The sequence below is a fragment of the Streptomyces sp. NPDC101166 genome (assembly GCF_044768125.1).
Classification (GTDB): Bacteria; Actinomycetota; Actinomycetes; order Streptomycetales; family Streptomycetaceae; genus Streptomyces.
This window is the reverse complement of the sequence record NZ_JBIWPF010000004.1, coordinates 137,971-153,229: the sequence shown is the minus strand read 5'-3', so window position 1 is coordinate 153,229 and position 15,259 is coordinate 137,971. Positions and strand designations below refer to the sequence as shown.

The following is a 15,259-nucleotide window of genomic DNA, read 5'->3' as shown; positions in this document are numbered from 1 at the left end:
GTCGGGTCCCCGAGCCGTCTCCCTCTCGCGAGGGTCGGGCGGCGGGTGTCAGACGAGGTGGAGCTGTGCCTCCTGATCGCCCACCGCGCGGGCCGCCGTCCGCCAGGCCACCGTGACCGCCCGGCGGGCCGCCGCCGTGCCGGTCCGGGCCTCCGTGGGCAGTCTCAGCGGCGCGCCGACGTGGACGTGGCAGCGGGGGCGGCGCACCGGGGCCGTCAGGACGCCGGCCAGCTGCTTCGCCGTCGAGCCCGAGGAGATCCTGCGGGCGCCCACGTGGCCCACCGGCACCACCAGCGCGCCGGAGGTCTGTGCGAGCCGCGCGAGCCCGCTGCGGAACGCCTCCGGCGGGCCGGGGGTGGCGTCCCTGCGCCCAGGGAGCCCGCCCTCGCCGTAGAGCAGCACGTGCCGCCCGCCCGCGAGCGCCTCGGCGGCGGCGTCGAGCGCGTGCGCGGCGCGCGCCGAGCGGCGGTGCACCGGGATGTGCCCCTCTCGGGCCAGCGCCCGGCCGAGCACCGGCACCCGCCAGAGCCCCGCCGCGGCCATGACCACCGGCTCCACGCCCAGCGAGCGCAGCGCGCTCAGGACGACCGCGGGGTCGGCCAGCGAGTCGTGGTTGGCGGCGAAGATGGTCCCCGCGGGCAGACGCATCCTCAGTTCGCTGGTCACGGTGAGGCGCCCGAAGAGGGGCACCAGGACGGAGGCGGCGCGAGTGAGCACGACGAGGCCTTTCCGCTCGGGGCGTTGCGCGAAGCGCGGTGGCCCTCAGTCTCCCGGCGTCAACCCGCCCGCGCCTGAGTACGGCTACTCAGAAACGCCGCCAACTCCGCCCGTCGCAAGCCGTGTTCACGGCCCGCTCGGGGGCATTCGGGAACAGGGACACCCAGTCACCACACCAACGGCAGCGCATCCACACAACCGAAGGGACGGACATCCGTGCTCGCCATCATCGCGGCAGTGGCGTTCTTCATCGCCTTCCTCATCAACGCGGCGGAGATCTCGACCAACGACGCCTTCACCTCCGTCAACATCATGCTCCTGGGCCTGACCCTGCTCGCCCTCCACCTCGCCGGAGTCGGCAGCGGCTGGTCGGTCCGCGGCAGACGCTGACCGCGGCACGGCCCGTCCCCGCGCGGGACGGGCCATGCCGCCCGCCAGGTCTGGGTACGCGGGAGAGGATCCGAGGAAAGGACCACCATGACGACCTACGTGATCACCGTGCCCGGCACGTTCACCACCACCGTCGAGGAGGACACCCGAGCACACCTCAGCCGCAGCCTGCGCCCCGCCGACCCGCACCGCACCCGCATGGGAGCCACCGAGGACCTCGACGCCCTCACCGTGAACGAGGACGGCACCTTCACCATCCGGCTCACCGTCGAGGCCGACAGCGTCCCCCACGCCGAAGAGGAGGCGCGCGAGCTCGCCGACTCGGCCCTGCGCGCCGCCGGACTCGACGACGGCGCGGCCCCGCTGGGTCCCGCGGTCGTCACCGGCATCGACTCCGAGGTCTGAACCGGGTTCCTGACCGGGACGCCGCACGGCGTCCCCCGCCCGGCCGGCCGACCCCCCTCGCGTGCCCCCGCCGTCACGAGGAAAGATGAGACGGCGAGCGACGGATCACACCCATGCGGAGGAACGGACCATGCAGCACGAACGAGCGGGTCGGCCGGCCGGCCCCGAGGACCTCGTCGACGTCGCCAGGCTGGTCACCGCGTACTACGCGCTGCACCCCGACCCGGCCGACCCGGCGCAGCGGGTCGCCTTCGGCACCTCGGGGCACCGCGGCTCCTCCCTGAACACCGCGTTCAACGAGGACCACATCGCCGCGACCAGCCAGGCGATCTGCGAGTACCGCACCGCCCAGGGCACCGACGGCCCCCTCTTCCTCGGGGCCGACACCCACGCCCTGTCCGAGCCCGCCCGCGTCACCGCCCTGGAGGTGTTCGCCGCCAACGACGTCACGGTGCTCATCGACAGCGCCGACGGCTACACGCCCACCCCGGCCGTGTCGCACGCCATCCTCACCCACAACCGCGGCCGCACCGCCGGCCTCGCGGACGGCGTGGTCGTCACCCCCTCGCACAACCCGCCAGCCGACGGCGGCTTCAAGTACAACCCGCCCAGTGGCGGCCCCGCCGGCTCCGACGCCACCTCCTGGATCCAGGACCGGGCCAACGAGATCATCGCGGCCGGCCTCAAGGACGTACGGCGCATCCCCTACGCGCGGGCGCTCACCGCCCCCGGCACCGGCCGCCACGACTTCCTCGGCGCCTACGTCGCCGACCTGCCGGCCGTCCTGGACCTGGACGCGATCCGCTCCGCCGGCGTGCGCATCGGCGCGGACCCGCTCGGCGGGGCGTCCGTCGCCTACTGGGGCCGCATCGCCGAGCAGCACCGGATCGACCTCACCGTGGTCAATCCGCTCACCGACCCCACCTGGCGGTTCATGACGCTGGACTGGGACGGCAAGATCCGCATGGACTGCTCCTCGCCCTACGCGATGGCCTCCCTCATCGACCAGCGCGACCGGTTCCACATCGCCACGGGCAACGACGCCGACGCCGACCGGCACGGAGTCGTGACCCCCGACGCCGGCCTGATGAACCCCAACCACTATCTGGCCGCCGCCATCTCCTACCTCTACTCCCACCGCGAGCAGTGGCCCGCCGACGCCGGGATCGGCAAGACCCTGGTCTCGTCCTCGATGATCGACCGCGTCGCGGGCGACCTCGGCCGCCGTCTCGTGGAGGTGCCCGTCGGTTTCAAGTGGTTCGTGGACGGCCTGGCCGACGGCTCGCTCGGGTTCGGCGGCGAGGAGTCGGCGGGCGCGTCCTTCCTGCGCCGCGACGGCTCGGTGTGGACCACCGACAAGGACGGCATCATCCTGGCGTTGCTGGCCTCCGAGATCACCGCCGTCACCGGCAGGACCCCCTCCGAGCACTACGCCGCGCTGACGGCCCGCTTCGGCGAGCCCGCCTACGCCCGCGTCGACGCCCCGGCGACCCGCGAGGAGAAGGCGCTGCTCGCCAAGCTCTCGCCCGCGCAGGTCACCGCGGACACCCTCGCCGGCGACCCCGTCACGGGCGTGCTCACCGAGGCTCCGGGCAACGGCGCGGCCCTCGGCGGCATCAAGGTGACCACCGACCACGCCTGGTTCGCCGCCCGCCCCTCGGGCACCGAGGACGTCTACAAGATCTACGCCGAGTCCTTCCACGGCCCGGACCACCTCGCCCGGGTGCAGGAGGAGGCGAAGGACGTGGTCATGGCGGCGCTCGGCGGCTGACCCGGCTGAAGGGCGGCGGGCGGTGGCGGCGACCCCACGGGACCACGGGCCGCCGCCCGGGTCGCTATCATCCATTAGACGTAAAAGATGACGCTTTTACGTCCAATGGTGACGTTCGCCCGAAAGGGCAACCGTCCTCCGAGGTGATCCATGCCCCGCAAGCGCACCACGGACGAAGGCGACGAGCTGCTGGCCAGACTCGGATCGCTCACCGCCCAGGCGCGCGAGCGCGCGGAACTCCAACGCACCCGCGTCGAACTGGCCATCGCCCTGCAGCGCGGCATGCTCCCCAGGGACCTGCCCACACCCCGCGGCGTCCGCCTCGCCGTCCGTTACGCCCCCGCCTGCCACGGCCTCAACGTGGGCGGCGACTGGTACGACGCCTTCACCCTGCCCGACGGACGCCTCGGCCTCTCCGTCGGCGACGTCCAGGGCCACAACATCGAGGCGACCGCCTTCATGGGCCAGGTGCGCGTCGGCCTGCGCGCGCTGGCCTCCGTCACCGGCGAGCCGGGCGAACTCCTCGCCCGCACCAACGAGCTGCTCCTCACCCTCGGCAGCGAGCTCTTCGCCACCTGCACCTTCATGCGCCTGGACCCGGTCACCGGCCTGCTGGAGAGCGCTCGGGCCGGTCACATCCCCTGCGTGTGGGCCACCGCCGACGGAAAGTCCGGCGTCGCCGAGGACGAGGGAGGGCCGCCGCTGGGCGTCCTGGAGCACGTGGTGTACCCGGTCACCCGCTACCGGCTCACCAAAGGCGGCGTCTTCGTCCTCCTCACGGACGGCGTGGTCGAAGGGCCCTCCCTGAGCGTCGAGGAAGGCCTCGACCAAGTCGTGCGGCTCGCCGGCGTCGCCGCCGTCGCGGGCATGGACGCCGGCTCCCTCGCCGCCGCCGTCATCAGGGGCGCCGAACGCGTGGGACACGAGGACGACGCGGCCGTCCTCGTCGTCGGACACGACGGCGTCCTCGGCCCCCGGGCGTCCCGCGTTCAGCCATAGGGCCGGTGACCGGGAGCGCTCGCCTCGCCGTCGGGGCCGCCCCGGTGTCTCATGGCTGCTGTGGTGGCTACCAGCGAACTGCGCCGCGCGGGCGTCCTCGCCGTCGAGACGGCGGCGGTGGCCCTCGCCTACTACGCGGCCGGGCGACTGGGCCTCGTACGGCAGCTCGTCGTCGAGGGAGCCGTCTTCACCCCCATCTGGCCGCCCTCCGGCGTCGCCGTCGCCTGTCTGCTGGTCCTCGGGCTGCGGTCCACCCTCGGCATCGTCCTGGGATCGCTGCTCGTCATCATGTCGCTCACCGCGCTCCGCCCGATGGTGGTCTTCAACATCCTGGGCAACACGGCCGCCCCCGTCTGCGCCTACCTGATGCTGCGCAAGGTGGGCTTCCGCAAGGACCTCGCCCGGTTGCGGGACGGCCTGGCGCTGGTCTTCCTCGCCGCCCTCACCGCGATGACGGTCAGCGCCACCGTCGGCGTCGGTGTCCTCGTCCTCTTCGACCGGCTGGCGGCGACCGCCTTCTGGCCCGTCTGGCTGGCCTGGTGGGTCGGCGACGCGATGGGCGTCCTGCTCGTCACCCCCGTCCTGCTCGTCCTGCACAGCACCCGCCGCCCACCGCCCCTGTCCCGCTGGCCGGAGGCCACCGGTCTCGCCCTCATCGCCGTCGCCATCGTCCCCCTGGCCACCTACAGCGGCCTCAGCCTGCTCTTCCTGGTCTACCCGCTGCTGATCTGGGCCGCCCTGCGCTTCCAGCTCGTCGGCAGCATCCTGTGCGCCCTCGCGGCCTCCGTCGTGGCCACCATCGCGGCCACCGACGAGTCCGGTCCCTTCGCGGGGCTCTCCCGGGTCGAGGTGATGATCAAACTCCAGGCCTTCAACGGGACGATGGCCCTGACCGCGCTGCTCCTCTCCGCGGTGATCACCGAGCAGCGCAACACCCGCCGCTCGGTGGAACGGGCCTGCCAGGAACTCGTACAGGTCCTGGAACACCTCACCGCGGGCGAGCCCCCCTCCCGCCCCCCGAAGAGGACCGACGGCCCACCCCCCGACACCTGACACCCCGCCGCGTCCACCGGCTACCGGATCGACGATTCCACGCCCCGACGCAGGACACTGTGGTGCGCCCCGCACCCGGCTCACGCTCGCGCCGGTGTTCCGCCCACGCCGCGCCCATTGGCACGAGGACCGGCTTGCCCGCCCGAGGCCGGGAACCGCGCACCCCTGACTCGCCTTACCGGCACGCTCAGCACTGCGTGCCGCTGCCGCCGGGTCCGGGTGACGGTTCCGTGTCCTGCGGCGCCGGCCGCCGCGCTCCGCTCATGCTTCGCGCCTCAGCGACGCGTCCCGCAGAACGTCCAGCGCTGTGCACGCCAGCGCCTCTATCGTCGCCGTGAGCGCCTGGCGGCGCTCGGACGCCGCCTCTGCCGCTGCCGCCGGGTGACGGTTCCGTGTCCTCCGGCGCCGGCCGCCGCGCCCCACGTCCCGCCGCCCCGCTCGCGCTCGCGGCGGCGTTCAGCCCACCCCGTCGTCTCGCGGCACGACGACCGGCTCGGCCGCCCGAGGCCGGTGCCGCCGGCGTCAGAGGCCGGGGGACCGCGCACCCCTGACTCGCCTTACAGGCACGCTCACCACTGTGCGCCTGCCGCCACTGCCGGCTGACGGTTCCGTGCCCTGCGGCGCCGTCCTCCGCGCTCCGCTCACGCTACGCGGCTGTGCTCCGCCCACGCCTCGCTCCTCAGCGACGCGTCCCGCAGGACGTCCAGCGCTGTGCACGCCAGTGCCTCCGTCGTCGCCGTGAGCACCTGGCGGGCCCGCTCGGACGCCGCCGCCTCGGCGAACTGAGGCGTGTGGTCGGAGCCGTCCTCGCCCATGATCGCGACGAACGGGTGGATCGCCGGCACCCGCCCGCTGACGTTCCCGATGTCCGACGACCCCAGGTACACCCCGGGCGCGGGCGGAGCGAGCGTGATCCCCGCACGGCCCAGATGCCCGGCGAAACGCCCCGACAGCACCCCGCTGTCCCGGAAGTGCTCGTACCGCACCCCGACCCGCTCGACCACGCACGTCGTGCCCGTCGCCAGGGCCACCCCCCGCGCGCACGCGCGCAGCCGCTCCGCCAGTTCGTCCAGCGCCCCCGTCGTGGCCGCGCGCAGCCCGAACCGGCCCTCCGCGTACTCCGGCACGATGTTCGTCGCCTTGCCGCCGTCCGTGACGATGCCCTGGACGTGCGAGGCCTCAGGAAGCCGCCGCCCCAGCGCGGACAGCACGTTGAACAGCTCCACGAGCGCGGCGAGGGCGTCCACGCCCTCCGTGGGGTTGCCCGTGGGATGCGCGGCCCGGCCGTGGAAGCCCACCCGGTACTGCTCCTGAGCGGTCAGCGGCGCACGGACCCAGTCGTGGACCCCGGGATGGAACATGAGCGCGGCGTCGACGTCGTCGAAGACCCCGTCCTCCACCTCCAGCACCTTGCCCCCGCCGCCCTCCTCGGCCGGACTGCCCACCGCCACCACGGTCCCGGCGGCCGCCGGGCCGTCGCCGAGCACCGCTCGCACGGTGAGCGCGGCCCCCAGACCCGCGGCGGCGATGAGGTTGTGCCCGCAGGCGTGGCCGAGGCCGGGCAGCGCGTCGTACTCCAGCAGCAGCGTCACCGCCGGCCGTCCCTCACCCGATCGCGCGGTGAACGCGGTCGGCATCCCCGCCACGCCGTCCCGCACCTCGAACCCGGCCCGGCGCAGCTCGCCCGTGAGCCGTGAGGCGGCCCGCCGCTCCTCGAAGGCGTACTCGGGGTCGGCGTGCAGCGCCGCCGCCACCTCCCAGAGCGCGTCGGCCCGCGCGCCCACCTCCTCACGGACCCGCCGCTGGACGTCATCGGCGTCGGACATGGCGGACACGGGGCCTCCCGGAGGCATCGGCGGGTGTCGCTGACATGAACCGGGTTCCACCGGAACCCGACCTCACGACACCCCGTTTTCCGCAACACTCCCTCACGCCCGACGTCTTGACGTGTACTCGGCAACGATGGCTTGATGGGAGCGCTCCCAGGTCTCCCCCACCGCTGCCCCGCGTTTTCCGGCGCTCACTCCCCCCTGGAGTCGCAGTGAGAAGAGCACACAGCACGGCACCCACGAGATTTCTCCCCTGGCTGGCCGCCCTGCTCGGGCTGACCCTGGTCGTCGGGGTGTTCACCCCGGTCGCCGCGCAGGCCGCAGCCCGGACCGGAGCACGGTCCGCCCAGACCGGCCCGGCGCCCCGAACGCTCGCCACCGGGCTGCACATCAGCAACGGCCGGCTGCTCGAAGCCAACGGCAACGACTTCGTCATGCGCGGGGTCAACCACGCGTACACCTGGTACCCGAACCAGACACGGTCCCTCTCCGACATCAAGGCGCTGGGCGCCAACACCGTGCGGGTCGTCCTGGCCGACGGCCACCGCTGGACGAAGAACACCCCCGCCGAAGTGGCCGCCGTCATCGCCCAGTGCAAGGCGAACCGCCTGATCTGCGTTCTGGAGGTGCACGACACCACCGGCTACGGCGAGGAGGCCGCCGCCGGCACCCTCGACCAGGCCGCCGACTACTGGATCGGCCTCAAGAGCGTGCTGGCCGGCGAGGAGAACTACGTCATCGTCAACCTCGGCAACGAGCCCTGGGGCAATACCGGTCCGGAAGGCTGGACCGCCCCCACCATCGCGGCCGTGAAGAAACTGCGCGCCGCGGGCCTCCAGCACACCCTCATGGTGGACGCCCCCAACTGGGGCCAGGACTGGCAGGGCGTCATGCGCGCCAACGCCCGTTCGGTGTACGACGCCGACCCCACCGGCAACCTGATCTTCTCCATCCACATGTACAGCGTCTACGACACCGCGGCGGAGATCACCGACTACCTCAACGCCTACGTGAACGCCAAACTCCCGCTGCTCATAGGCGAGTTCGGCGGTCCCGCCGACCAGTGGGGCGACCCGGACGAGGACACCATGATGGCGGCCGCCGAGCGGCTCGACCTCGGCTACCTGGCCTGGTCGTGGAGCGGCAACACCGACCCGGCCCTCGACCTGTCCATCGGCTTCGACCCCGCGAACCTGAGCGCCTGGGGGCAGCGCGTCTTCCACGGCGTCGACGGCATCGCCCGAACCGCCGAGGAAGCCACCGTCTTCGGCGGCGGCAGCCCCGGCGACACCCGGCCCCCGACCGCCCCCGGCGCCCCGGCCGCCTCCGCCGTGACCGCCACCTCGGCCACCCTCGCCTGGAGTGCCGCCACTGACGACGTCGGCGTGAGCGGTTACGACGTCGTCCGGATCAGCGGTGGCGCCGAGACCCCGGCCGCCTCCTCCACGACCACCTCCGCGACCCTCACCAACCTCACCCCGAGCACCGCGTACACCTTCGCCGTCTACGCCCGCGACGCCGCCGGCAACCGCTCGCCCCGCTCGGCCGCGGTGACCCTCACCACCCAGGGCGGCGGAACCCCCGGCGCGGCCTGCTCCGTCCGCTACCGTGTGCTGGGGGAGTGGCCGGGCGGCTTCCAGGGCGAGATCGCCCTGCGCAACACCGGCGCCACGCCCATCGACGGCTGGACCCTCCGCTTCGCCTTCGCCGACGGGCAGACCGTCAGCAGCATGTGGGGCGGGACGCCCACCCAGAGCGGCGCTACGGTGAGCGTCGCCGCCGCCTCCTACACCTCGGCCGTCCCCGTCGGCGGCACGGTCACCGTCGGCTTCATCGGCGCGAAGGGCGCCGCCAACACCGCCCCCACCGCCTTCACTCTGAACGGCGCCGCCTGCACCGCCGCCTGACCTGCACGTTCCGGCCCGGTCGACCACCCCGAGCGGGGGCGGCCGGGCCGCTCACGCATGCCCCACTGTGACAACGGACACGTGCCCGGTGTGAGCCCGGGATTGCCGGGCACAAGCTGGGACGGGTGATGTGATGCGGGGGCGGTGCTGCCTGGGGAGGTCTGCACCGCCCCCGTCGCGTTCCGCGCCGCGTCACCCCGACGGAAGTACACCCACCCCGCGAAACGAACACTCCCCGCACACACACATCACCCCGCGAAACGCGGAACTCCCCGTCAGAGCACACATCTCCCCACTGTGAGAAAGGCGCCAAGGTACCGCTGTGTCCGATGTCATGTCCGAAGGGCGACCAGACCCGAAGCCGACGCCGACGGCGGACGACACCGTCGAGGAACTGCCCGTACAGGTCCGCAAAGACCTCCTCCGCCGGCTGCGCCGCACCAAGCGCGCCTTCCGTGAGGACGACGTCCAGGTCGTCGAGCGGCCGCTGCTCAAGCGCGCGGTCGGCGCCTCGGCGCTCGGCAACTGCATGGAGTGGTTCGACTTCGGCGTCTACAGCTACCTCGCCGCCACCATCGGCAAGGTGTTCTTCCCTGGCGCGTCCCCCGCCGCCCAGGTCATCTCCTCCTTCGCGACCTTCGCCGCGGCCTTCGTGGTGCGCCCCCTCGGCGGCCTCGTCTTCGGCCCGCTCGGAGACCGGCTCGGCCGGCAGAAGGTGCTCGCCACCACCATGATCATGATGGCGGTCGGCACCTTCGCCATCGGCCTGATCCCCAGCTACGCCACCATCGGCATCGCCGCCCCGATCCTGCTGCTGCTCGCCCGCATGGTGCAGGGCTTCTCCACCGGCGGCGAGTACGGCGGCGCCACCACCTTCGTCGCCGAGTACTCACCCGACCGGCGCCGCGGATTCCTCTCCAGCTGGCTCGACTTCGGCACCTTCGTCGGCTACGCGCTGGGATCCGCCCTGGTCACCGTGTTGAACCTGGCCCTGACCGACGATCAGATGCTCTCCTGGGGCTGGCGTCTGCCGTTCCTCATCGCCGGCCCGCTCGGCGTGATCGGTCTGTACATGCGGCTCAAGCTGGAGGAGTCGCCCGCCTTCCAGCAGCAGCTCGACGACCACGAGAAGAGCCTCGCCCAGGAGTCCGCCGGCGGCGAGTTCAAGACCATCGTCAAGAACCACTGGCGGCCGCTGCTCATCTGCATGGGCCTGGTGCTGCTGTACAACGTCACGAACTACATGGTCACCGGCTTCCTGCCCACCTATCAGACGGAGACCCTCAACCGGTCCAGCGGTTCCGCCGACGTCCTGGTGCTCGTGGGCATGCTGTGGATCGTCCTGCTGATCACCTTCGTCGGACGGTTCAGCGACCGGGTCGGACGACGCCCGGTCTACGGAGTCGCCGCCGCCGCGATGATCGTGCTGGCGGTTCCCTCCTTCCTGCTGATCAAGATGGACGGCACCTGGCCGCCCATCCTCGGCGTGCTGATCCTCTCCACGCTGCTGGCCTGCTTCGCCGCGCCCAGCGCCGCCACCCTGCCGGCGCTGTTCCCGACGGCCGTCCGCTACGCCGCCATGGGCATCGGCTTCAACTTCGCCGTCGCGGCGTTCGGCGGCACCACGCCGCTGGTCACCGAGGCGCTGGTCAGCGTCACCGGCGACGACATGATGCCCGCCTACTACCTGATGCTGGCCGGTGTCATCGGCCTGGTGACGGTCAAGTTCCTGCCGGAGAGCGCGCAGGTCTCCCTGAACGGCTCCCAGCCGATGGTGGGCTCGAAGGAGGAGCGCAAGGAACTGATCACGACGTCCCAGGAGCTGTACCGGATCCAGCAGGACTCCCGGGCCGGCGCCGGTGCGCGCCGCCCCGGATCGGGCCGATGAACTGACGCCCGGCCCGCCGTCGCCTCCGACGGCCCGTCGTGACGCGCCCCCGCCGAAGCCACCGAGGCCACGGCGGGGGCGCCGTCGTGTCCTCCCCCCGCGGCCGCCTTCCCGCGTCCCCCGCGCCTGGTCACGGAGTTTCGTATCGGCAGGGCCGGGGACCCGGCGTCGGCGAGCGGTGGCGGACGGACGTGGAACCGGCTTTCCCCGCTTGCGGAACTTCTTGTCGACTCCGGCGGGCAACCCACGACGCGAAGGAACGTGCTGATGAGCGAGACCAACCCCCTCAAGCGGGCCGCGGACAAGATCGTCGACACACTTCACGGCGACGGCGCGGGCCCGGAAGAGGGCGTCCCGGGCAAGCCCGCCCCCCAGTCCCCGCCGGTCACCGAGCCCACCCGGCCCCGGGAGCCGCTCCCGCCCAAGCACGACCAGAGCGGCCCGGACACCGTCTCGCCGACCGGCCAGCCCACCGGCGCCGACCAGGCGCGCGCCGCGCAGTCCGGGAGCCATCTGACCACCGCGCAGGGCACCCGCCTGCACGACACCGATCACTCCCTCAAGGCGGGCCCCCGAGGACCGGTGCTGCTGCAGGACCACCACCTGCGCGAAAAGCTCATGCACTTCGACCACGAGCGCATCCCCGAGCGCGTGGTCCACGCCCGGGGCGCGGCGGCGCACGGCGTCTTCCGGAGCTACGGCACGGCGTCCGCCGTCACCAAGGCCGCCTTCCTCGCCGACGACGAGGAGACGCCCGTCTTCGTGCGCTTCTCCACCGTGCTCGGCTCCCGCGGCTCCTCGGACACCGTCCGCGACACCCGGGGATTCGCGACCAAGTTCTACACCAGCGAGGGCGTCTTCGACCTGGTGGGCAACAACATGCCGGTGTTCTTCATCCAGGACGCCGTCAAGTTCCCCGACGTCGTCCACGCGGGCAAGCCCCACCCCGACCGGGAGATCCCTCAGGCGCAGAGCGCCCACGACACGTTCTGGGACTTCGTCACCCTGCACACCGAGGCCACCCACCACACCTTGTGGAACATGTCCGACCGGGGCATCCCCCGCTCCTACCGGACGATGGAGGGCTTCGGCGTCCACACCTTCCGCCTGGTCAACGCCGAGGGCGCGACGACGCTGGTGAAGTTCCACTGGAAGCCCAAGCTGGGCGTGCACTCCCTGGTGTGGGAGGAGGCGCAGATCATCAACGGCGTCGACCCCGACTTCCACCGCCGCGACCTCGCCGACGCCATCGAGGCGGGCGCCCACCCGCAGTGGGAGCTGGGCATCCAGACCTTCCCCGACACCCCGGACCAGACCTTCGAGGGCATCGACCTGCTCGACCCCACCAACCTCGTCCCCGAGGAGCTGGCCCCCGTGCAGCCGGTCGGCCTGCTCACCCTCGACCGCAACCCGTCGAACTACTTCGCCGAGACCGAGCAGGTCGCCTTCCACGTCGGCCACCTGGTCCCCGGCATCGACGTGACCGACGACCCGCTGCTCGCCGGACGTCTCTTCTCCTACCTGGACACCCAGATCACCCGTCTCGGCGGCCCCAACTTCTCCCAGCTGCCCATCAACCGCCCGCACACGCCGGTCAACGACATGCTGCGCGACGGCATGCACCAGACCGCCGTGCACCGGGGCGTCGCCCCCTACCGGCCCAACTCCCTCGACGGCGGCTGCCCGTTCACCGCCGGCGCGGACGCCGGCGCGTTCATCGAGACGCCGGTACGGGTGCCGGAGGCCACCAAGGTCCGTGCGGCGCCCGAGTCCTTCGCCGACCACTTCAGCCAGCCCCGCCGGTTCTGGCTCAGCATGACCCCGGTGGAGCGCGAGCACATCATCGGCGCCTACACCTTCGAACTGGGCAAGTGCTACGAGCAGGCCATCAAGGAACGTGGCCTCCAGGTGCTCGCCAACATCGATGCCGAGCTGTGTGCGGCGGTCGCCGAGGGACTCGGACTCCCCGCGCCCGAGCCCACCGTGCCCCTCGCCGACGTCGAGCCCAGCCCGGCCCTCTCCCAGCTCGGCCGCACCTGGCCCACGGACGGCCGGATCATCGGCGTCGTCGCCTCGCCCGACAGCGACCTCGACGGCGTACGGGCCGTACGCGACGCGGTCCTCGAGGCGGGCATGGTCCCGCTGGTCGTCGCGCCGACCGGCGGCGTCCTCGGCTCGGGCGACGGGGCGGTGACCGTCCAGCGGACCTACGCCACCGCCCGCTCCGTCGAGTTCGACGCCCTGCTCCTCGCCGGGAACCCCTCGATCGGCGGCGACGCGTTCGGCGCCCGTGACGCCAAGGCGTTCCCCGCCGCCCCGCGGCAGTCGGCGGCCGACCCCCGCGTCACCCTGCTGCTGTCCGAGGCGTTCCGGCACGGCAAGGCCATCGGGGCCTGGGCGGGCGGCGAGAGCGCCCTCGAAGCGTGCGGGATCGCCGTCGACGCGCCGGGCGTGGTCCTGGCGTCCGACGGAGCCGGCGCCGTGGGCGAGCTCACCCGGCTCCTGGGCGAGCACCGGGCCTGGGAGCGGTTCGTCCTCGTCTGACGGGAGACCATGCAGACCTTCCTGCCCTACTCCGACTTCACCCGGTCCGCCGCCGCCCTGGACGCGCGCCGGCTGGGCAAGCAGCGCGTCGAGACCCTCCAGGTGCTGCGCGGACTGACGGTCGCCGGCTACGGCTGGCGGCACCACCCGGCGGTGCGGATGTGGACCGGGTACGAGGAGGCGCTGGTGCGCTACGGACTGGAGGTGTGCGGAGTGTGGACGGCGGCCGGCCGCGCGGACACCTGCGCCGCGTCCTTGGTCGCCGGCCTCGCCGGGCCGGGCGGCGGCGCGGATGTCGTCCGCACCCAGCGGCGGCTGGCCGAGACCGGCGACCTGCCGCCGTGGCTGGGCGACCCCGCCTTCCATCGCAGCCACCGGTCCGCGCTGGTGCGCAAGGAGCCGGAGTTCTACGCCCCCCTGTTCCCGGGCGTCCCCGACGACCTGCCCTACGTCTGGCCCGCCTCGGACCGTGCCCGCACTCCGTGAGGGCTCGTCAGGCTCAGAGAAGGTGGCCGAAGACGACCAGGTTCGCCGTGTAGTCCTTGGCCGAGCGGTCGTAGTCCCCGGCGCAGGTGATCAGCCGGACCTGGGCCTGCGGGGTGTCGGCGTAGACGCGCTCGCTGGGGAAGTCGTCCTTCTCGAAGGTCTGTACGTCGTCGACGACGAACGAGGCCTTGCGCCGGTCGGCCCGCGTGACCTGGAAGACGTCCCCCTCGGACAGTTCGCTCAGTCCCGCGAACACCGCCGGGGACGTCTTGGTGTCGACGTGCCCCGCGATGATGGCGGTGCCCGCCTCGCCGGGAGAGGCGCCGTCGACGTGCCAGCCGACCAGGTTGGTGTCGTTCGGCGGGGGTGCTTCGAGGTGCCCCGAGGGACCGATCCTCAGATCCGTGAACGGAGCGTCGACGCCGATCTTCGGGATCAGCAGACGCACCGGCCGGGAACGGGGCAGCCGCTTGCCGGTGGGGCTGCCGACGGGCGCGGTCGGCGCGGCGGAGACCCGGACGGGCGGCGGGGCGTACGGCGGGGGAGAGTCGTCGGGCGGTGTGGAACCGCCCCCGAACAGGTGCAGCCCCACGGCCAGGACCGCCACGGCGCACAACGCGGTCATTCCGGCGCGGGACCCCTGGACCGGCGGCGTCGGCTCGGCGCCCGCGACGGAGGGAGGACTGGCTGGCATCGGGAAACCACCTCACTGAGCACAGCGGCGGAGCGGACGGTCGGACGGAGCGGACGGGGCGGGCGCACCGCGGCCCGGGGCGGGGGCCGGGGATCCGGCCGCCGTGAACGGCGGCCGGAAAGGCGGCCGGGCCGCCACACGTGCACGGTGGCGGCCACGGCTGCTATCGCACCCTGCACGGCTCAGGCCGCGCTTCCCGCAGCCTTCCGGCGGCGCACCGCGTACACGCCGGCGCCGGCGACCGCGAGGGCGGCCAGCCCGCTCGTGGTCACTCCGGGCGCGGCGAGCGCGCCGCCACCGGTGTGGACGCCACCGCTCGGCTTGTCGTGGCCGCCGCCCCACGACTCCTTGTCCTTCTCGCTGTCCTTCTCACTGTCCTTGGACCAGGAGCCCTTCTCCTCGTCCTTGCTCTTGTAGGTCTCCGGGTCGTGCTTGGGGTCCTTGGCCGTCGCCCACTCGTCGTCGTTCGTGAGGGTCAGGGCGCCGCCACCGGTGTGGACGCCACCGCTCGGCTTGTCGTGGCCGCCGCCCCACGACTCCTTGTCCTTCTCGCTGTCCTTCTCACTGTCCTTGGAC

General features: G+C 72.9%; 13 protein-coding genes. 9 read left to right on the top strand and 4 right to left on the bottom strand.

Going from position 1 to position 15,259, the window contains the following annotated elements; all coding sequences use genetic code 11:
• Positions 1–48 precede the first annotated feature (48 nt).
• Positions 49–717, bottom strand: a complete 669-nt coding sequence (locus ACIRS4_RS09600) for a lysophospholipid acyltransferase family protein (RefSeq protein ID WP_404192445.1) — start codon at positions 715–717, stop codon at positions 49–51.
• A gap of 216 nt (positions 718–933) precedes the next feature.
• Between ACIRS4_RS09600 and ACIRS4_RS09595 the strand changes: the two genes are divergently transcribed.
• The 5 genes from ACIRS4_RS09595 (at position 934) to ACIRS4_RS09575 (ending at position 5,335) form a co-directional block, all read left to right on the top strand.
• Entirely contained in the window at positions 934–1,107 is a 174-nt protein-coding gene (locus tag ACIRS4_RS09595) for a hypothetical protein (protein WP_351096659.1), read from the top strand.
• Positions 1,108–1,194: 87 nt separating this feature from the next.
• Positions 1,195–1,512, top strand: a complete 318-nt coding sequence (locus ACIRS4_RS09590) for a hypothetical protein (protein ID WP_404192442.1) — start codon at positions 1,195–1,197, stop codon at positions 1,510–1,512.
• 130 nt (positions 1,513–1,642) lie between these two features.
• Positions 1,643–3,283 (top strand): phosphoglucomutase (alpha-D-glucose-1,6-bisphosphate-dependent), encoded by a 1,641-nt coding sequence (gene pgm / locus ACIRS4_RS09585; RefSeq protein ID WP_404192440.1) that lies wholly within the window; start codon positions 1,643–1,645, stop codon positions 3,281–3,283.
• Between the two features lie 150 nt (positions 3,284–3,433).
• Positions 3,434–4,282, top strand: a complete 849-nt coding sequence (locus ACIRS4_RS09580) for a PP2C family protein-serine/threonine phosphatase (RefSeq protein WP_404192438.1) — start codon at positions 3,434–3,436, stop codon at positions 4,280–4,282.
• 51 nt (positions 4,283–4,333) lie between these two features.
• Complete coding sequence (locus tag ACIRS4_RS09575; RefSeq protein ID WP_404192435.1) at positions 4,334–5,335, top strand: MASE1 domain-containing protein; 1,002 nt, start codon at positions 4,334–4,336, stop codon at positions 5,333–5,335.
• A gap of 641 nt (positions 5,336–5,976) precedes the next feature.
• Here ACIRS4_RS09575 and ACIRS4_RS09570 read toward each other — a convergent pair.
• A complete protein-coding gene (locus ACIRS4_RS09570) occupies positions 5,977–7,161 on the bottom strand; it encodes an amidohydrolase (protein WP_404193078.1) in 1,185 nt (394 codons plus the stop codon).
• 215 nt (positions 7,162–7,376) lie between these two features.
• On the opposite strand from ACIRS4_RS09570, the gene ACIRS4_RS09565 reads away from it, so the two are divergent.
• The 4 genes from ACIRS4_RS09565 (at position 7,377) to ACIRS4_RS09550 (ending at position 13,989) form a co-directional block, all read left to right on the top strand.
• Positions 7,377–9,071, top strand: coding sequence for a cellulase family glycosylhydrolase (locus ACIRS4_RS09565; RefSeq protein WP_404192432.1), 1,695 nt, complete (start codon positions 7,377–7,379; stop codon positions 9,069–9,071).
• 334 nt (positions 9,072–9,405) lie between these two features.
• Entirely contained in the window at positions 9,406–10,959 is a 1,554-nt protein-coding gene (locus tag ACIRS4_RS09560) for an MFS transporter (RefSeq protein ID WP_404193075.1), read from the top strand.
• A 267-nt stretch (positions 10,960–11,226) separates the two neighbouring features.
• Complete coding sequence (locus ACIRS4_RS09555) at positions 11,227–13,503, top strand: catalase (protein ID WP_404192429.1); 2,277 nt, start codon at positions 11,227–11,229, stop codon at positions 13,501–13,503.
• A 9-nt stretch (positions 13,504–13,512) separates the two neighbouring features.
• Positions 13,513–13,989, top strand: a complete 477-nt coding sequence (locus ACIRS4_RS09550; RefSeq protein WP_404192427.1) for an MSMEG_6728 family protein — start codon at positions 13,513–13,515, stop codon at positions 13,987–13,989.
• A gap of 13 nt (positions 13,990–14,002) precedes the next feature.
• Here the strand turns inward: ACIRS4_RS09550 and ACIRS4_RS09545 are convergent, their stop codons facing one another.
• Both ACIRS4_RS09545 and ACIRS4_RS09540 read right to left on the bottom strand, forming a co-directional pair.
• Complete coding sequence (locus ACIRS4_RS09545) at positions 14,003–14,683, bottom strand: class F sortase (protein ID WP_404192425.1); 681 nt, start codon at positions 14,681–14,683, stop codon at positions 14,003–14,005.
• A 182-nt stretch (positions 14,684–14,865) separates the two neighbouring features.
• Positions 14,866–15,259 (bottom strand): hypothetical protein (locus tag ACIRS4_RS09540; RefSeq protein ID WP_404192423.1); only part of this gene is annotated, 394 nt, incomplete at its 5' end.